Source organism: Subtercola boreus (genome assembly GCF_003399645.1).
Classification (GTDB): domain Bacteria; phylum Actinomycetota; class Actinomycetes; order Actinomycetales; family Microbacteriaceae; genus Subtercola; species Subtercola boreus_A.
The window spans coordinates 1-18,747 of the sequence record NZ_NBXD01000005.1; the positions used below are offsets into that span (position 1 = coordinate 1).

The 18,747-nt window shown below is 64.3% G+C and carries 15 protein-coding genes and 1 pseudogene; 8 read left to right on the forward strand and 8 right to left on the reverse strand.

Going from position 1 to position 18,747, the window contains the following annotated elements; translation table 11 throughout:
• Nucleotides 1-151 precede the first annotated feature (151 nt).
• Nucleotides 152-748, reverse strand: a complete 597-nt coding sequence (locus tag B7R24_RS02090) for a universal stress protein (RefSeq protein WP_253259225.1) — start codon at nucleotides 746-748, stop codon at nucleotides 152-154.
• Nucleotides 749-919: 171 nt separating this feature from the next.
• Between B7R24_RS02090 and B7R24_RS02095 the strand changes: the two genes are divergently transcribed.
• Nucleotides 920-1,654, forward strand: coding sequence for a glucose 1-dehydrogenase (locus B7R24_RS02095; protein ID WP_116417343.1), 735 nt, complete (start codon nucleotides 920-922; stop codon nucleotides 1,652-1,654).
• Nucleotides 1,654-2,229 carry a hypothetical protein gene (locus B7R24_RS02100; protein ID WP_116417344.1) on the forward strand — a complete coding sequence of 192 codons (576 nt, stop codon included), beginning with the start codon at nucleotides 1,654-1,656 and terminating at the stop codon, nucleotides 2,227-2,229. Before B7R24_RS02095 ends, B7R24_RS02100 begins: the two co-directional genes overlap by 1 nt.
• On the opposite strand, the gene B7R24_RS02105 is transcribed toward B7R24_RS02100, so the two are convergent.
• Together B7R24_RS02105 and B7R24_RS02110 are read right to left on the reverse strand one after the other, a co-directional pair.
• Nucleotides 2,178-2,834 (reverse strand): response regulator, encoded by a 657-nt coding sequence (locus B7R24_RS02105; protein WP_116417345.1) that lies wholly within the window; start codon nucleotides 2,832-2,834, stop codon nucleotides 2,178-2,180. The genes B7R24_RS02100 and B7R24_RS02105 overlap by 52 nt on opposite strands.
• Nucleotides 2,831-4,465, reverse strand: a complete 1,635-nt coding sequence (locus B7R24_RS02110) for a GAF domain-containing sensor histidine kinase (protein ID WP_116417346.1) — start codon at nucleotides 4,463-4,465, stop codon at nucleotides 2,831-2,833. The genes B7R24_RS02105 and B7R24_RS02110 overlap by 4 nt, the downstream gene beginning before the upstream one ends.
• A gap of 1 nt (nucleotide 4,466) precedes the next feature.
• Here B7R24_RS02110 and B7R24_RS02115 point away from each other — a divergent pair, with 1 nt between their 5' ends.
• The 4 genes from B7R24_RS02115 to B7R24_RS18360 all read left to right on the forward strand — a co-directional run bounded on the left by B7R24_RS02115 (nucleotide 4,467) and on the right by B7R24_RS18360 (nucleotide 8,165).
• Nucleotides 4,467-5,552 carry a universal stress protein gene (locus B7R24_RS02115; RefSeq protein WP_116417347.1) on the forward strand — a complete coding sequence of 362 codons (1,086 nt, stop codon included), beginning with the start codon at nucleotides 4,467-4,469 and terminating at the stop codon, nucleotides 5,550-5,552.
• A gap of 83 nt (nucleotides 5,553-5,635) precedes the next feature.
• The gene (locus tag B7R24_RS02120) at nucleotides 5,636-6,541 is read left to right on the forward strand and encodes a universal stress protein (protein WP_116417348.1); all 906 of its coding nucleotides are present in this window, start codon (nucleotides 5,636-5,638) and stop codon (nucleotides 6,539-6,541) included.
• Nucleotides 6,538-7,431, forward strand: a complete 894-nt coding sequence (locus B7R24_RS02125; protein WP_172582973.1) for a universal stress protein — start codon at nucleotides 6,538-6,540, stop codon at nucleotides 7,429-7,431. The genes B7R24_RS02120 and B7R24_RS02125 overlap by 4 nt, the downstream gene beginning before the upstream one ends.
• 221 nt (nucleotides 7,432-7,652) lie before the next feature.
• Nucleotides 7,653-8,165 carry a universal stress protein gene (locus B7R24_RS18360; protein WP_116417350.1) on the forward strand — a complete coding sequence of 171 codons (513 nt, stop codon included), beginning with the start codon at nucleotides 7,653-7,655 and terminating at the stop codon, nucleotides 8,163-8,165.
• A 401-nt stretch (nucleotides 8,166-8,566) separates the two neighbouring features.
• Here B7R24_RS18360 and B7R24_RS02135 read toward each other — a convergent pair whose 3' ends face one another.
• Entirely contained in the window at nucleotides 8,567-9,037 is a 471-nt protein-coding gene (locus B7R24_RS02135; RefSeq protein ID WP_116417351.1) for a pyridoxamine 5'-phosphate oxidase family protein, read from the reverse strand.
• A gap of 308 nt (nucleotides 9,038-9,345) precedes the next feature.
• Here B7R24_RS02135 and B7R24_RS02140 point away from each other — a divergent pair, with 308 nt between their 5' ends.
• A complete protein-coding gene (locus tag B7R24_RS02140) occupies nucleotides 9,346-11,850 on the forward strand; it encodes a phosphoketolase family protein (protein WP_116417355.1) in 2,505 nt (834 codons plus the stop codon).
• 28 nt (nucleotides 11,851-11,878) lie between these two features.
• Nucleotides 11,879-14,020, forward strand: a complete 2,142-nt coding sequence (locus tag B7R24_RS02145; RefSeq protein WP_253259228.1) for a beta-glucosidase family protein — start codon at nucleotides 11,879-11,881, stop codon at nucleotides 14,018-14,020.
• Here B7R24_RS02145 and B7R24_RS02150 read toward each other — a convergent pair.
• The 4 genes and pseudogenes from B7R24_RS02150 to B7R24_RS02165 form a co-directional block, all read right to left on the reverse strand.
• On the reverse strand, nucleotides 14,002-15,462 hold the full coding sequence (locus B7R24_RS02150) for an MGDG synthase family glycosyltransferase (RefSeq protein ID WP_253259229.1): 1,461 nt from the start codon (nucleotides 15,460-15,462) through the stop codon (nucleotides 14,002-14,004). The genes B7R24_RS02145 and B7R24_RS02150 overlap by 19 nt on opposite strands.
• On the reverse strand, nucleotides 15,459-16,814 hold the full coding sequence (locus B7R24_RS18250; RefSeq protein WP_367302600.1) for an HAD-IC family P-type ATPase: 1,356 nt from the start codon (nucleotides 16,812-16,814) through the stop codon (nucleotides 15,459-15,461). Before B7R24_RS18250 ends, B7R24_RS02150 begins: the two co-directional genes overlap by 4 nt.
• A gap of 47 nt (nucleotides 16,815-16,861) precedes the next feature.
• Nucleotides 16,862-18,216, reverse strand: a pseudogene (locus B7R24_RS02160) (cation-translocating P-type ATPase); the annotation flags it as partial.
• A gap of 228 nt (nucleotides 18,217-18,444) precedes the next feature.
• A partial coding sequence (locus tag B7R24_RS02165; protein ID WP_147303932.1) for an integrase core domain-containing protein occupies nucleotides 18,445-18,747 on the reverse strand: 303 nt, incomplete at its 5' end.

The following is an 18,747-nucleotide window of genomic DNA, read 5'->3' on the forward strand; positions in this document are numbered from 1 at the left end:
CGGCCCGTGCGGCATGAGAAACTTGCATCTGCGAGATGCCTCTCTTTTCGGGTCCAATTGTCTCTGTGGTAAGAACAATTATCCCTGATCAGAAAGGTATTCTCCGTTTAACGCGCCGATCTCACCCCATGCCCCATCGGTGGATCCAGGTTTAGGCAGGGTCGTCGTTGTGCATGACGAGGACGGGGCAGTGGGCGTGCTCCGCGCATGCGGTGCTGACCGAGCCGAGGAGGAGCCCGGCAAATCCGCCGTGGCCGCGGCTGCCGACAATGAGCATCTCCGCGCCCTTGCTCTGCGTGATGAGCAGCTCGGCGGGATTGCCCTGGCGGACCAATGGCGTGAACCAGTCCGGGGCGGGCCCATCGAACGCTTCCTTCGTGGTGTCGTCCATGATGCGGAGCGCGTCGGCTTCGGGGGACCAGTCGGTGAAGTTGTAGCCGCCGTACCCATTGGGGTTCTGCCACGCGACGATCCCCTGCACGGCCGAGTGTGACCCGGTCGCGAGCGTCATCGCCTTCTTCAGGGCGGCGACGGATGCTTTGGAGCCGTCGAGTCCGACGACGATGCGGGTTGTTCGGGGGTGCAGGGGGAGTCTGGCGTGCTCGTCGAAGGTGAGAGCGGTGTTGTATTCGTCGGTCGCTACCCCGGTGCCATCGACACCGAACCGGGAGACACGTCCGTCGGTTGTTTCCTCACCGATGGGGGGAACGGTTCGGTCGTTCATTTCAGGTGTCGTTGGGAATGTCATGATGTCAGATTCGCACCAGCGGTTGCCCCGGGACAGGGTCTTTGGTCACAACCCCGCACACGTATTCGATGACGACGGAGGTGGGACCAATGGCCCTGTTCCCGGCCTGACCCGGCGCGGGATAGTCGTTCAATCGGGGCCGATGCCCTGTTCGCGAACGAGGAGTACCTGATGGACCGCGTAGCTGGAAAAGTCGCTCTGATCACAGGAGGATCGCGTGGCATGGGTTCCTCCCACGCCCGCCGCCTCATTGCTGAGGGGGCATCGGTCGTCATCGGGGATGTCTTAGACACCGAAGGTACCGCCCTCGCGGCGGAACTCGGCGACAGGGCCCTGTTCGTGCATCTGGATGTCACCAGCCGCCACGATTGGACCGCTGCGGTACTGGCCGCGAAGGACCGCTTCGGCACCGTCGACGTGCTGGTCAACAATGCCGGTATCGCAACGGGTGAGCGGATCGCGGAGTTCGAGCTTCGGTTGTGGCAGAAGACGATCGACATCAACCTGACCGGCGCATTTCTCGGCATCCAATCCGTCGTCGTCGGAATGGTCGCGCAGCGTAGCGGCTCGATCATCAATATTTCTTCGGTCGAGGGGCTCCGTGGTAGCGCGAACCTGCACGCCTACGTCGCGACGAAGTTCGCACTGAGGGGTCTGACGAAGTCAGTCGCGGTTGAGATCGGGTCGTCCGGGGTGCGGGTGAACTCGATTCATCCCGGGTTCATCACCACACCTATGACGGCGGGCATCTCGGCCGATCAGCTGCAGATCCCGTTGGGCCGGGCGGCTGACCCGTCCGAGGTATCCTCGATGGTGCTCTTTTTGGCCAGCGACGAGTCCCAGTACTCGACCGGGTCCGAGTTCGTCATCGACGGCGGTCTGACCGCCGGGATCCCGCACGCCTGATGAGGAATGCATTCGTCATCATCGGGGACCGACTCGTGACCGTCACCCCCCAGACGACCGCTGACCTGGGCCGGATCGCTGACTGCACACGCATCGCGGAGCAGTTCTACCGCGCCGCAGAATGCCAGCAGCACACCCGGCCGGCGTTCGTCGCCGTTTCGGGTGAGGAGGTGGTGATCAGCGGTGCGAGTCCGATGGGCAGCACGATGATGGTCTGCGCTCCGACTTGCAGCACAGCAGTCGTCGCGAAACACGTGGCAGCGTGCCTCGCCGCCGGAAACACTGTAGAGCTAGCCCTGTTCGAACCCCCCTGCGCCCTGCTCATGGTTCTGCTGATGATTCTGGAAGACGTGCTGCCGGCGAGCCGGTTCCGGGTCGCGTCAGAGCGCACAGGGTGGCAGATCACCGGCACCAATCCGACGGTGATCGTGCTCACCGAGACGGACGCGTTCCTGAACGACGAACCCCGCGTGAGGTTCCGGGACCCGGCGAGCAGCTCGACCACGAACGGACTGGTCGACTTCTACACCAGATCCTCGACCGTGCGTGTCCCTGCCGGTCGGGACTCGAGGTGAAGGATCGCAGCCTGAGTACGGCGTTGCAGCCCGAGCTTGCTCAGCAGGCCTGAGACGTAGTTCTTCACCGTCTTCTCCGCCAAAGACAGCTTCACTCCGATTTCGCGGTTCGTGAGACCGTCAGCGATGAGAGGGAGAATCTGCTTCTCACGGACGGTCAACGTATCGAGTCCTCTGTTACCGGTGGGGGCCACAATCCGTTCGACGACTTTCCGCATCAGCAGCGGGTCGAGCAACTGTTTGCCAGCTGCTACCTTTCGCAGGGCTTCCACGAGCCCGCTGCCCCTGACGTCCTTCAACACATAGCCGGCAGCCCCGGCCAGGACTGCCGCGTCGATGGCGTCATCATCGTCGTAAGCGGTGAGGATCAGGCAGCGGATGGTCGGGCTCGCCGACCTGACCTCCCGGCAGAGGTCGATGCCGCTGCCATCGGGCAGGCGAACGTCGAGCAGAACAACGTCGGGTTGGGTCGCCGCAATGCGGACCTCTGCCTGGTGAACGGTGCCGGCTTCACCCACGATCTCGATGTCCTCCTCGAGCCCGAGAAGGCCGGCGATGCCGCGTCGCACCAATTCGTGGTCATCGACTAAGAACACACGGATCACGGTGTCGGTCCATTCTCAGCGACAGGGGTGAGGGAGTAGGGCACGCTCCACCGCACGGTCGTGCCCGTTTCAGAGGAATGAAACTCCGACGTCCCGCCTCGGAGCGTGGCGCGTTTCTCGATGTTTGCCAGCCCGCTTCGATGGATGGTGATCGGGGTTCCGTGTCCGTCGTCGGTGACCTCTAGCGTGATGTGACCGTCTGTGGCGGTGAGTACCACCGACGAATGTTCGGCCGCGGCGTGTTTGGCGGTGTTCGTCAGCGACTCGCGCATCACCGCGGTGACGTCTGCGGCGAGGTCACCGGTGACGAGCAGGTCGACGGGGCCCGAGAAGCTGACGTACGGGGTGGTGGTGAGGCTCGGGGACAGGTCGTTCACGATGTCGATAATCGAGTGTCGGATCGTGTTGCGAGTCTTTTCGACCGGCGCGGAGAGGGCAAAGATCACCGTTCTGATCTGGGAGATGCTTGCATCCAGATTCGCGACCGTCTGCCCGATCCGCTCGGCGAGGGCCTCGCTCTGCACCCGTCCGGCGATGTTCTGCAGCTCCAGGCCCGAGCCGAAGATTTCTTGGATGACGTGATCGTGCAGGTCCCGGGCGATTCGGCCGCGGTCTTCCAGGAGGGCGAGCTTCTGCCGGTCGCCGCGGGCCCGGCCGAGTTGCATCGCGACGCTGGCCTGGCCGGCGAAGTCGGCCGCCATTTCGAGGTCGGCCGTGGTGAAGAGCTGGGCGCCCTGGGCGCGGGCGAGGAACAGTACACCCTCAGCCGTCCCCGCGGAGATCAGGGGTACAGCCATCACCGGCCCGAGTCTCACGCTGCCGGGGAGGGTGACATCGCTGTCGGCGAGCAGGCGGGGCTGCTTTCCCTCGAGCACGGTGCCGGAGATGGAATCTGCGGCTGAGACCTTGGCGCCTTGCACGTCAGACTCGCCGAGACCGGATGCCGTCTCGACGACGAGAGTGCCGGGCTTGTCTGTCGGAAGGAGAACGCACACCAAATCGGCGCCCGAAAGTCCAAGGACTCGGTTGACGATCAACGAGATCGAATCGCTCCGCTCACCGGACAGGAGGGCCGACGTGATCTCTGCGGATGCGGCAGACCACGCCTGGCGCCTCGTCGTCTCGGCGAACAGGCGAGCGTTCTCGATCGCGATTCCCGCGGTCGCGGCAAGAGCGGTGACGAGCTGCTCGTCCTCGTCAGTGAATTGCCCGTTGGCCTGATTGCTGAGGTAGAGGTTGCCGTAGACCTCATCTCGCACCCGGACGGGCACACCGAGGAAGCTGTCCATCGGGGGGTGCCCACCCGGGAACCCGGAGGATCTCGGGTCGTTGCCGATCGTGTCCAACCGGATCGGGTGCGGGGAATCGATCAGCGCGCCTAGGAGACCCTTACCCTCAGGCAGGTGTCCGATCGTGTTCACCTCGTCCGGGGTCATCCCGACATGGATGAACTGGTCCAACCCGCCAGAGGGTGCGATGACGCCGAGCGCACCGTATTGCGCCCCCACCAATTCGACAGCAGCCTCAACAATCCGGCGGAGCACTGTGGGGAGATCGAGCTGCTCAACAACCGCCCGGTTCGCTATCAGAAGTGCCCGCAGCCTGCTCTCGGTGGTCATGTTGTGAGGCACAATGCACTCCTTCTCATGCGCGGGCAAGGGCCGCTGCCGCGTTGTCTGGAGCAACCCGGCAAGGCTACTCCCCAACACTGTCCATCGCACAGGGTCGGGACTTTCGACTCTGCCAAGACGCCAAGCACCGTGTCAGCCTCAGTTCATGAGTCGTATCGGGAACACGTTGAAGAACCACCCCACAGAGTCGATCGTGGTCGGGGTCGACGGTTCCGCGCCGAGCCGCGCCGCGATCAGGTGGAGTATGCACCGCGCTGCAGCCACGGGCTCTAGCGTCGTTCTGGCCCATATCGTCGAGGATTCTCTGACCGTTCCTCCGGAGCATATCGAAGCCAAAATCCAGCAGACCGGCAACGCGTTCCTGCAGGCCGAACTCGACTTCGCGCACCTCGTCGAAAATCACGTCCCGGTCACCGCCCTGCTGCTGCAGGGCGACCCTCTGGAGCAACTCGCTGCCGCGTCGGAACACATGGTCATGGTTGCAGTCGGCACCCATAAGACCGGGTTTGTTCAGGGACGAGTTTTCGGATCGAAGTTCATACAGCTCGCCGCCCGAGCTTCAAGCCCCGTCGCGTTCATCCCCAACTTCGCAACCCGCCGCCGCGGAGGTGTCGTCGTTGGGGTCGGAGATGTGACAGAAGGGCAAGAGACTATCCGGTTCGCTGCCGCTGAGGCAGCCCGAGACGGTCACGACCTCACCATCGTGCACTGTTGGGAAGCACCCCGAACAACCACCCCACGAACGCCGGAAGAGCAGGCCGAAGCTACCCAATTCGCTGCCCTCCTCTCAGAAACGGTCCTCGCCGACGCGAAGGTCGTCGCCGGGCAGGCGCAGCCAGAGCTCTCGATTCGAGTCCGGAGTGTGCATCGGCCCGCCGCTGAGGGCCTGATCGACGTATCCGCCGCAGTTTCGTTACTCATCATCGGCCGCTCCCACCGAAATGCGAGCCTTCCTGGAACGGTCGGCTCCACCGTTCACGATGTCCTGCTGAACCTCGGCGGCCCCACCGTCGTCATCCACGACACCCTTCCGATCCGGCGCCGAACGTTCGCGCACAAGATGCGTGACGTCACAGCACACCACTGACCCCCACCAGCATCTCCCGGGTCCGGACAGGGTGGGGACCTTCGGCTCTACCCGGGGCCGCTTCGGCACCGCAGTGTTGAAGTATGCAAAACAGTGAAGAACCCACCGTCCTCATCATCGTCGCCGTCGACGGCACCAGATCCTCCGTCGCGGCCCTCCAGTCCGCGAAGAACTACGCCGAGACACACAACGCACGGCTCCGAGCCATCTCGGTATGGAGCAACGTCAACACCTACAGCCCCTTCATGCTCGAATGGTCACCAGGCGAAGACGCTCGTTTCCAGCTCGAGGAATCCTCTCGCGAGGTATTCGGCGACCATCTGCCTGCCTGGTACGACCAAGTGGTCATCGAGGGATCCGCAGCGAAGGTCCTGATCGAAGCGAGCAAAACAGCCGAGCTGCTGGTCGTCGGTAGCCGCGGGCACGGCGGCTTCGCCGGGCTCTTCCTCGGTTCCGTCAGCGTCCAGTGCGCCGCACACGCTCACAGCCCTGTGATGATCGTCCGCGAGCACAACGACCTCACCGCCGTGTCGGCTGACGCGCCGATCGTCGTCGGTCACGACGGATCCGTCAACGGTGACGACGCCCTCGAATGGGCGCTGAACTACGCCGAGAAGCTCGGCGCGCCCGTCGAGGTGGTGCGGACGTGGAGCATCGACCGGATCCCGCCGCAGTTCAACGAGGAATTCGGATACGTGCCCTCGTTCGATGAAGTGACCGCGCGGGTACGCCGGGACCTCATCACCGAAACGGCCTACCGGATCGGGGAGCACACCGGCACAACGGTCACCCTTGTTGCTGCCATGTCGCAACCGGCCGAGGAGCTCATTAAACGTTCCGAGCATGCCCGCCTCCTCGTCGTCGGCTCCCGTGGGCGCGGCGGGTTCGCCGGCCTGATGCTCGGCTCGGTCAGCTCCGAATGCGCCTCCCACGCCCACTGCCCCGTCGCCGTCGTACCCAAGAGCGCCGCCGCGCACCCCGACCTATGATCCACGTGAGCACCTCTGTGATTGTCGCAATCGACGGCTCGAGCGCTTCCATCTCCGCGCTCCGGCACGCCAAACGTTTCGCCGAGGCCCGGAAACTGCGCCTTCGGGCGGTTTCGGTGTGGAGCACCGTAAACACCTACACCCCGTTCCTGCCAGCGGGATTACCGACCGAAGACGCCACCGGCCTTCTGGCTGAGGTATCGCGTGAAGTGTTCGGGGATGACCTCCCCGACTGGTACGAACAAAAAGCCGTCAAGGGATCAACCGTCAGGGCCCTTCTTCGTGAGAGCAGGACTGCGGCCCTTCTTGTGCTCGGCAGCCGCGGGCTCGGCGGATTCACCGGGCTTCTTCTCGGCTCCGTCAGCGCCCAGTGCGCGGCCCACGCCAATTGCCCCGTCATGATTATCCATGAACAGAACGACGCTGCTTCGCTGCCGGCTGACGCACCGATTGTCGTCGGCGACGACGGGTCGGCCGGCAGTAACGCAGCCCTCGAGTGGGCGCTGCAGGCGGCAGAGACCTTCGTCGCTCCCGTTCAGATCGTGCGCTCCTGGACGATCGACCGACTTCCCCTTCAATACGAAGAGCTCGGCTTCAATCTTTCTTCGGAGGACGTCAACACCCGGGTGCTGCACGACCTCGTAACGGACACCCTGAACCGTATCGAAAGGCATCCCACCGTGCGGGTGACCCGTGAAGCGGTAATGGCGCACCCGGTGGCCGAGCTGATCAGCCGCTCGCAGCACGCTCGATTGCTGGTCGTCGGCTCGCGAGGCCGCGGCGGATTCGCGCGTTTGAGACTGGGATCGGTCGGCGCCGAAAGCGCCTCCTATTCCCACTGCCCCGTCGTCGTCGTACCCCCGCGAGCGAACCAGAACCCAAACCATTGACTCGCTTGAGGACATCGGCCATGGCATCAAAAACCACCCCCGGACGCCCTCCGCGCAGGAAAGCGCAGCCTACCCTCCGTGGCAGTGACGTAAGCAGTGGCATAGCGTTGGCACCTCCGCCCGGCCGCTCTTGTTAGAGGTGCGAATGGGCGTCAGCTGACTCTGCTGATTGGTGACTTTGTGCCCTACGGTCAGAAAGGTAGGGGTGGGATGGTCGGACCATGACGACATCCCCTCTGCACTCAACCGTCTCGCGCGACCTCGAACGGACTCAGGCTCAGCCGGCGACAACTGACGCGCCACGAACATCCGCCCCGGTCCTCGTCGGCGTTGACGGGTCCTCTCAGAGCATCTATGCCCTTCGCAGGACCGTTAGGTTGGCCGATAGTCTTGACGCCCCCGTTCGCGCTGCACTGATTTGGAGCCCTGAAGGTGCTGCCGGCCACACTGGTGCGAAAACACATCGCGAGGCAGAACGCGCATTGAATCTCGTGGTCAACTCCGTGTTCGGTATCCGCTCTCCCTCATGGTTCAGCAAAATCGTCAGGGAAGGCTCACCCGCGAGCGTGCTGATCGAGGAAAGTGCCGGGTCTCAGATGCTCGTCGTCGGTCACCACGGTTCCGGAGATCTCAACGACGGCGACCTGGGCTCTGTAAGCGCGGCGTGCGCCGGACGGGCGCACTGCCCCGTGCTCATCACTCATGATGTACGGCCAGGCGCGGAACTTGAGTGAACAACACACGGGCGGCCAAGTCGACACAGCACCACACCGGAATACCACCCCTCCGAATCAGCAGCACACGCTCGTGAGGCTTCGCCAGTCTGCAGAGGTGGTGGACCGCCTCGTCAACGGAAGCTACCGTGATCACCAGCTGGAGGCACCTGCGATCAGGTGCCTTGGCCGGAACCCGGCTATCAGCCCTCACAGGCGCCCGACCGGTAAACGTTCCACTTCCGAGTGTGCTCAGAAGACGACGTAATCCACGACACAGAGATCACTGAAGACGCCCCAACCACGGTTGGCGTCTATTTTCCCGACAGAGTTGTTGCTGGGGGCTCTAAAGACGAAGGTCGCGACGATCCAGGCATGAGGAGTCACAGGGAGGCGGCGCGGCACGATCTCGGAGGACTAGGTCATAGTGGGTTTGATTCGTGTGCGGCGGGATGCCGCTGGCTCTGGAAGCGGACACCGGTCACTGTTTCGGGTGCGACCATGAAATAGTTCCACTTCTCCGAGCTCGTCATGGTGTGAAGGGTCGTCAGCCCGGATTCCTGGATCGTGACGTCGTCATTGAGCCGGCTCACCCGGCCACGCATGACGACACTGAATCGCTTGCCGCCTTCTGTGCCATCGATCTCGACAGCGACCTCGGGCCGCTTGGAGAGTGCGAGGAGCTTCGTCCCCGGGGCGCTTCGGAAATACAGGGCCTTGGACTTGATCAGGAAGTTGATCGGGAAGATATCAGGACCGCGTTCGTCGACCACCGCCAGTCGGGCCACGGCAGTACCGGCCAGCAGCCGGAAACACTCATTTTCATCGAGTGTGTCAAGAATGCTTTCCTCCGGTGAAGTTCCGGAGGCGTAGAAGTCGGAGTACTTGGTCATTTTTGCGTTTCGCTTCCTGTTGGGCACATATTTCGAGCTCGGTCTAGGCTTCACGCCCCAGCCTCTCCGCCCGCTGCGTCACGAACGAGAGTCGTTAGTCCCGAAACCAAACACACCCCGAAAGAACACGGCGAGGCCGAGCGCGTACTAGGCGGTCTGAAGGGGCGAGTATTCCTTGATGATCGTCAGCTCGGCAGAGTTCCGAGCGCTTTGATAGTCCGCTCGCTATGGTGGGCAGCGCAAGTGGTTTTTTGGGACTTTCGGCACTGGCACCTCTCCCGTGGTGGGTCTGGACTGGTCTCATGGTCATGAACGCCGCAATTTCCCTTCACCAGCCGGACGCTCTCCCGTTCGCTCCTTCAACAGTGCCGAACTCGTGGGCGTGGCGCGCCCCGCAGGATCCATCAAACGAGGACCTGCTCCGTTTGAACACATGGTGGCGAACAGCCAATTACCTCTCGATAGGGCAGATCTACCTCCTCGACAATCCGCTGCTCCGAGTCCCTCTGACACGGGACCACATCAAACCGAGGCTGCTCGGGCACTGGGGAACAACGCCGGGCCTGAATTTCATCTACGCCCACCTCAACCGCACCATCCAAGAGCGGGAACTCAACACCATCTACGTGACCGGACCGGGGCATGGCGGACCCGGGATGGTCGCGAACGCCTACCTTGATGGCACCTACAGCGAGGTGTACAACACCATCGACCAGAGCGAGAACGGTCTGCGGAAACTCTTCCGACAGTTCTCCTTCCCTGGGGGTATTCCCAGTCACGCCTCCCCAGAGACGCCGGGGTCGATCCATGAGGGCGGAGAACTCGGCTACTCCCTGTCGCATGCGTATGGTGCGGTGTTCGACAACCCGGACCTGCTCGTCGCGGCGGTGGTCGGTGACGGCGAGGCCGAGACCGGCCCGCTCGCGACGAGCTGGCATTCCAACAAGTTCATCGACCCGCTCCAGGACGGCGTCGTGCTGCCGATCCTTCACCTCAACGGGTACAAGATCGCGAACCCGACTGTTCTGGCCCGCATCCCGGAGCGGGAACTGCTGGACCTGATGCGCGGGTACGGGCACACCCCCTATCTCGTCTCCGGTGGGTTCGATGGAGAAGACCCCATCGAGGTTCACAAACGGTTCGCCGTGATCTTAGACTCCGTTCTCAACCACATCGCGGAGATCAAAGCATCCGCGGCCGCCGGGACCCTTCCGGGGCGCCCCGCATGGCCGATGATCATCCTCCGCACACCGAAGGGGTGGACCTGCCCGAGGGAGATCGACGGTCACCCGGCCGAGAACAACTGGCGCTCCCACCAGGTGCCGTTGGTCGATGCCCGTGATACCGAGGCTCACACCCGGCTTCTCGAAGAGTGGCTCCGCTCATATAGGCCCGAAGAGCTGTTCGATGCATCCGGAGCTCCGGTGGCGCTGGCGACGGCGTTGGCCCCTGAGGGCAATCTGCGGATGAGCGCGAACCCGGTCGCCAATGGCGGGCTGCTCCGAACGGAACTCCGCCTTCCGGATTTCCGGCTCTACGCAGAGCCGGTGCCGGCGCCTGGGAGCACGGTCGCCGAGGCGACGAAGGTGCTGGGCACCTGGCTGCGGGATGTCATCATCGCGAACCCGCACAACTTCCGGATCTTCGGTCCTGACGAGACCGCCTCGAACAGGTTGAGCGCAGTCTTCGAGGCCACCGACAAGCAGTGGGATGCCGAGTACCTCCCCATCGATGCAGACAACCACCTGGCCCGGGCCGGCCGTGTCGTCGAGATGCTGAGCGAGCATCAGTGCGAAGGCTGGCTGGAGGGCTATCTCCTCACCGGTCGTCACGGAATCATCAACTCCTACGAAGCGTTCATCCACATCGTCGACTCGATGTTCAACCAGCACGCGAAATGGTTGAAGACGGCGCGCACCATTCCCTGGCGCCGACCCGTGTCCTCCCTCAACTATCTGCTGAGCTCGCACGTCTGGAGACAGGACAACAACGGGCTCTCCCATCAGGATCCGGGCTTCATCGACCACGTCGTGAACAAGAAATCCGACGTGGTGCGGGTGTACCTGCCGTTCGATGCGAACACCCTGCTCTCGACCTATGACCACTGCCTTCGTTCGGTCGACTACGTCAACGTCGTTGTCGCTGGTAAACAGCCCGAGTTCAACTGGCTCTCCATGGATCAGGCCATCGATCACTGCACCCGCGGGCTCGGCATTTTCGAATGGGCCGGCACCGAGGTCGCCGGAGACGAACCCGATGTCGTCATGGCGGCAGCGGGCGATGTTCCTACCCTGGAGATTCTTGCCGCAGTGTCGATCCTCCGCAAAAGGATCCCGTCGCTGAAGCTCCGGGTCGTCAATGTCGTCGATCTCATGCGGCTGGAGAGTGACACGGAACACCCCCACGGTCTCAGTGACCTGGAGTACGACAGCGTCTTCACCGCCGACCGGCCCGTGATATTCGCGTACCACGGCTACCCGTGGCTCATCCATCGCCTGACCTACCGCCGGCACGGTCACGCCAACCTCCACGTCAGGGGTTACAAGGAGGAGGGCACAACGACCACCCCCTTCGACATGGTGATGCTCAACGATCTGGACCGATTCCGCCTGGTGATGGACGTCATCGACAGGGTTCCCGGGCTGGCCGAAACGCAGTCCGTTCTGCGCCAGGAAATGCAGGACGCACGGCTGCACGCCCGGGAGTACACCCGGGCCCACGGCGCCGACACCCCTGAAGTGGCGGACTGGGTGTGGTCGACGCAGTCGAGTGTGACTCCTCCGCAGGCGGATACCGGAGCCGACAACGTCTGAGCGGAGCGCGTCCGCCTATGAGGAGGCTGTGCGGGCGGTTCGGGCGGGCGAGCTCGATGCGGATGATGCCGCGGAGAGCCTGATCGCCCGGATGACCGAAGGGGAGGTTCTCGGTCTTCTCGATGGAGACTCCCCGCGGTGGTTGCTGCCTTTTATTCCGCTTCTGCTGGGTCGGCGCCACTTTGTGGCAGGGGCGGTCCCCAGGCTCGGTATCCCCGGCATCCGGTTCAGCGACGGTGGTCGAGGCGTCGTGATCGGGGCGTGCACCGCTTTTCCTGTGACGATGGCTCGGGCTGCAACGTGGAATCCCGCACTGGAGGAACGGGTTGGCGTCGCGATCGGTCTGGAGACCAGGGCGCGGGGCGCGAACTATTCTGCGTCGGTCTGCGTCAACCTGCTCCGTCACCCCGCGTGGGGGCGGGCGCAGGAGTGCTATGGGGAGGATCCTGTGCTCACGGGCCGGATGGGGTCTGCCCTGACCCGGGGCGTGCGGGTTAACGTGATGGCCTGTGTGAAGCATTTCGCTCTCAACTCGATGGAGAACGAACGCTTCGAAGTCGATGTGAGGGTCGACGAGCATGCACTTCACGAGGTGTACCTGCCGCACTTCAAGGCCGTTGTCGACGCCGGAGCCGACTCCGTGATGAGTGCGTACAACCGGGTGCGGGGCGAATACATGGACGTTAACCGCGCCCTGCTGACCGATGTGTTGCGGAACGAGTGGGGCTTCACCGGGTTCGTGACGAGTGACTGGGTCTTCGGCACCCACGACGCGATTCTCAGCCTGCGGGCGGGGATGGATGTGGAGATGCCACTCCGACTGCTTCGCGCCCGTGACCTGCCTGCGGCCGTTCGAAGCGGCCAGGTCGATGAGTCGGTACTCCTGCTGTCCACGCGGCGCATCCTTCGAACCAGCGTGCTGCACGCCGCGACCCGAGAGCAGGCGAGTCCAGGCACCGCCGTCATCGCTTCGCCGGCGCACCGTGTTCTTGCCCGACAGGTTGCCGCCGAATCGATCGTGCTGCTGAAGAACGACACCACCGGCCCGGCGCCGCTCCTGCCGTTATCTCCCGCCACCCGCCACCTCGCCGTGATCGGACGACTCGCAACGCGGTCGAACCTCGGCGATCATGGTTCATCACGTGTTCGACCACCGTCAACGGTGTCGCCGCTTCGGGGGCTTCGTGAGGCGCTCCCGCTGGTGCAGATGACAACATCCTCCGGGCGGAATTTGCGAGCGGCCGCCGCGATGGCGGCCGAAGCGGATACAGCGATCGTCATTGTCGGGCTCGACCAGCACGACGAGGGGGAGTCGGTCGTCACCGGAGGCGTCGACGTGGGTGTGCTCGGACGATCCGTCGGATGGGGTGTTCTCCGGCGACCGCTCGTCGGCCTCGCCCATCTCGTATCACTCTTCGTTCGAGGTGGCGACCGCCGTTCGCTAGAACTGCGGCCCCGGGACGTGCGCCTCATCCGCACCGTGGCTGCCGCCAACCCCCGGACCGTCGTCGTACTCATCGGCGGAAGCGCGATCCTGACGGAAGGCTGGCGAAACGTCGTACCGGCGATCCTCCGAGCCTGGTACGGCGGGATGGAGGGGGGTCATGCGCTGGCCAGCGTGCTCACAGGTGCCGCGGAGCCCGGCGGAAGACTGCCCTTCGCGCTACCGACGAACGCCGCACATCTGCCGCCGTTCGACAGCTCCGCGAAATCGGTCCTGTACGACGACAAATGGGGACAACGCCTGCTGGACGCCAATGGACACACCGCCGCGTTCCCGTTCGGGTTCGGCCTGAGCTACACCACGATGGAACACGCACTCCTCCATCACCGGTTCGACGACGCAGACCGAAGCGCTCACGTGCGGGTGGAGAATACGGGCAACCGCCAGGGCTCGACCGTCGTACAGATCTACGCCGCAGACGTATCCGCGAAAAAGCCGGTGGCGCAGCTGCTGGGTTTTACGAAAGTGACGCTCCAGCCCGGCGCCAAGACGACCGTGCGAGTCACGCTCGATGAAGGCCCGACACTACAGCGAGACCCGGCGACACACCAGTGGTCGTCCCGGGCGGGCGATTGGGCTCTGCTCGCCGCGCAGCACAGTCCCGCCAGCTGGGCGAATGCCGTCCCACTGCGACGCGTCGAGGGAAGTCACGCGGGGACGATCTGACCCGGTCCCGAGAGTCGTTCAATACGGACGGGAAGCAGGTCGTCGCCCCGTAACACGGCGCGAATCAACCGCCGCTCCTCCCTCAGCGGCGACGCTGGTGATGCGTTGTGTCGCAGCACCAGGCCATCGCTGGAAGCCCCGTATCGTTTCTGCAAGCCACCCAGCTCCTCGGTTTGCACGAGCGCGATCGTGCTGCCCGCCGTCTCGTCGATCAGGCGAACCAGCGATGAGGGACCTGTCACGTCCGATGCGACGACGCGCCGCTCGCTCGAGGCGAGAATGCTCTTCTGCGCCGCACGGCTCACGACCAGCGGACGGGACGCTCCGCCCAGAAGGCCGTTCAGAACATCTGCGGCGGCATCCGGGCGACCGGTTCTCTTCGCGGCTGCCTGCATCCGCGAAAGCCGTCCCGGCTCGCGGAGCACCTCATCAATCTTCCAACCGATCGTCGCGGCCGTGTTGCAGCGGACCGCCGCACCCTGCTCCATCAGGTAGTCGCCGTTCCGAATCTCCTGACCCGGGATCGGGTCGACCAGCACCATCGGAAGCCCGGCCGCCATGCACTCCGACGCCGACAGCCCACCGGGTTTGCCCACGAACAGGTCTGCGCGGCGCATCAACTGCGGCATTTCGGGCGTGAAGCCCAGTACCCGGTAATGCTCCCCGGCCGGCGCCACCAGCTGTTCGATACGTTGCCGGAGGGCGACATTGCGTCCGCACACGACCGTAGCCGTGAACGGGGAACGCATATGAAGCGTCTGCCGAACGACCGCCACGGCGTCATCGCTGCCGGTTGCGCCCGCGGAGATCAGCAGCATCGGCGGCTCATGACTTCCACGAACCGTTTCGGCGCTCGGCTGGGCGGCGATCGGGATGCCGGTGGCTGCGATCCGGTCAGGGGGCAGACCGAACGCCGACAGCTCCACCCTCGCCTCCTCCCGGGCTACGAAGAGCGCATGGAATGCGCCCGTGAGCCACAGGCCCTGGAAGTCGTAATCCGTCGACACAACCGCGGTCTTGGCGTTGATCACCCCGCTGAGCAGCAGCGACGCCACGAGCTGGGCGGGCAAGAAATGTGTACATACGATCGCGGTGGGTCGGAATCGTTTGATCGCACTGACAACGGGGAGGGCGTTTGCCCGCGTCCAGGGGTCGATCGGGCCGCGGCGCCGGAACGGGGGATCGCTCGCGTCATAGCCCCACTCGACCAGCCAGGGTACGTTCTCGACAAGAACGAAGTAACCCTTCCCCAGCACGTCACGGTACAGAGCACTGCTCGTACGGAGCACGTCCAGCACCTGCACCGCGGTGACATCGGCGCGCAGGTCGCACGCCTCACGCACCGCCGCCGCAGCACTGTTGTGCCCAGATCCCACCCCGGCGGACAGGATGAGTACGCGCTCCCCTCCTCCGATCTGCCGGCCTTCTGCGGGCCGGCTCACTTCCGCACCAGAACGCGGCCCGCCTCGCGTATGGCCAGAAAGATGAGCGCAGCACCCAGCACGAAAGCCCAGTCGAGTATGCCGAGGGGCGCCGTGCCGAAGAGGGTCGCCACGGCAGGCACGTAGACGATGACCAGCATGATGGCCACGGCTACGGCGATCGCCAGCCAGTAGGTGCGGTTCGTGAACTGGTAGCGGGTGAAGAAGCCGTGAACGCTCCGCCGCTGGGTGATGCTCACCAGCTGGCAGACCATGATCGTCACGTAGGTGATCGTCATGGCCTGCGCGAGCACCGTCAGCGGAACGACGTCGACGAACGGGTCGACGGAGTTGCGCGAGTACAGCAGCAGGTAGTTCGCGAAGGCCAGCAGACCCATCACGCCGCCGGCGACGACGATGTCGACCAGTGAACGGCGGTTCAGGATGCGCGCCGCAGGGTCGCGGGGTTCGTCCCTCATCGTCTCACCCTCCTCCGGATCACGCCCGAGGGCTGCGATCGGGAAGATCTCGCCGAGGAGATCGATGGCCAGAATCTGCAGCACGTTGAGGGCGAGCGGCACCCCGAACGCCGACGCGAGCCCCAGGCTCGCGGAGTTCACCGTGAACTCCGCGATGTTCGAGGTCAGGCAACTCAGCACGCCCTTGCGGATGTTCTGGTAGATCGTGCGGCCGAGGCGCACGGCGCCGACGAGGCTCGCGAAGCTGTCGTCGAGCAGCACGATCTCTGCCGACTGTTTGGCGACGTCGGTTCCGGATGCTCCCATCGCGACCCCGATGTTGGCGTGCCGGAGCGCGGGGGCGTCGTTGATGCCGTCTCCCGTGACCGCAACGACCCTGCCGGATGCCTTCAGCAGGTCGACGATGCGCACCTTGTCTTCGGGGGCGACTCGGCTGAAAACGGTTCCGCCAGCACCGGCGCGAGCCAGAACGTCGGCGTCGGTCATCGTGGCGAGCTGTGCGCCCGTGACGACCACAAGTTCGCCGCCGGGGCTGCCGTCCGGTGCGACGAGTCCGGCCTGGCGTGCAATGGCAAGAGCGGTCAGCGAGAAGTCTCCGGTGACGATGTCGACCTTGACGCCCGCAGCGAGCACTGTCGCCATGGCAGCCGGAACTTCCGCCCGAATCGGATCGATCATCGAGACCAGGCCCAACAGTGTGAGATCCCGCTCGATGCTCCCGAGATCCCCGGTCGCGGTATCCGTTTCGCTGACCGTGCGCGTGGCGAAGGCGAGATTGCGAAGGCGAGATTGCGAAGAGCGCGAGACGCTTTGTCGGTGTGCAGGGCAAGCAGTGCGTTCGTGTCGGCGGCGGTGATCGGTCGCACCTCGGAGCCTGTGTCGATGTGGCTGCAGCGCTCGAGGATGCTCTCGGGTGCCCCCTTCGAGAACGCCGTGACCACGCCGTGCGCGTCGCGACGCAGCGACGTCATCAGTTTGCGCGTCGAATCGAACGGCAACTCGCCGACCTCGACGTGCGCTTCTGCAGATCATCCAGATCGATGCCGATCTTCCGGGCCGCAACCAGGAGCGAGCCCTCGGTCGGGTCTCCGAGGATGCGCCAGGTCGGGGCATCCTTCGTCGGCGGCGCGAGGCGTGCGTTGCTCGCCAGCACGCCCACCTGGAGAAAGGCGCGAACCCGTGACTCGTTGTCACCAGGCGCAGGCACGAGCTGGCCGGTCGGGTCGTAGCCGATGCCGGTGAGGGAGTAGCTCGCATCGCCGACGACGATCTCGGTGACCGTCATCTCGTTCTTCGTAAGTGTGCCGGTTTTGTCGGTGCAGATCACGTGGGTCGCCCCGAGGGTTTCAACAGCGCTCAGTTTTCTCACGAGCACGTTCTGACGCGCGAGCGAGGCGGCGGCCGCGGCGAGGGCGGTGTTCACCTCGGCGGGTAGCCCCTGGGGGATGAGGGCGCAGGCGAAACCGACCGCGAACAGCAGAGCGACAGTGATCGACATATCGGACTGGATGACGACGGCGAGCACCACCACGGTGAGGAAGCCGACCCCGATCGTCACCCAGTGGGCGATCTTCGCCATCTCGGACTGGAGCGGGCTCGGTGTGGGCGGCGCGGAGTCGCTGAGACGTGCGATGCGCCCGAGCTCCGTCCCCATGCCCGTCGCAGAGACCACGCCAGGCGCGACCCCTGTGGCCACCGTCGTCGCCGCATAGGCCATGTTGTGCCGCTCGGCCACCGGCACCTCGTGAGCGATGTCTTGTGTGGACTTACAAGTCGGGTCGCTCTCCCCGGTGAGTGCGAACTCATTCGTCGAGAAAGCACTCGATTCGACGAGCCGCACATCTGCGGGCACGGACGAACCCTCTGTGAGGCGGATAACATCGCCGACCACCAGGTCACTGGAGGCAACTTCAACGGGAACCCCTGCACGTACGACTTCACTGGTGGGAGCCACCAGACGCCCCAGAGCCTCCATCGTTTTTTCTGCACGGGACTCCTGCACGAATCCGATCAGGGTATTGATACCGACGAGAACGAGGAGTACGACAGTCGTGCCAATATCCCCGAGAACGCCCGTGACGACTGCGCTGGCAAGGAGCAGCAGAATCATCCAGTCCTTGAACTGGCCCAGGTACCGCCGCAGCCTAGACACCTTCTTTAGCGAGACAATGACATTACTGCCATACCGCGCGCGATGGGCGGCCACCTGCGTGTCGGTCAGCCCGCCGGGCGCCGAGTCGAGATCGCCAAGCACCTTCTGAGCGCTCTCGAGGTACGGATGTCCGGGGATAGTCATTCACCAAAGCTAGACGGGGTGAAGGGACAAGCGGCAGAGGCTAAAGTCCCTGCCGGGTACCACCCGGGCATCAGGCCGTTCCTCGCGACGCGTTGCACCGTCCCATGCTCACGTGCGGACCATGCCAATCGCTGACGCCCTCTTCTCAGGCGAATACCGACGTGCTCGCGGCTGCCCAGATACCTGTTTTCCTGCCATGACTCAATCCTCGCTTTCAAGTGTCCCGCGTCAAGTAGTTGGCAGGGTTTCTTCGATTTCGAAGTTGGGGATGGTGGGGTCGGCGAGGCCGGCGTAGACGTCGGCGGGCCGGTTCCAGGCGATCGCTTCGTGCGGGCGGACGTGGTTGTAGTCGGCTCGGTAGGCGTTGATCTGCTCGACCAGTGACAGGCCATGGTCGATCTCCTCGCGGAACAGCCACTCGTATTTCATCGATCCGAAGCCGCGTTCGCGTGACCCGTTCTGGCCCGGCGTACGCACCCGGGTACGAACGTGCCGGAGCTCGGGATGCGCGGCGATGAATGCCTCGAACCG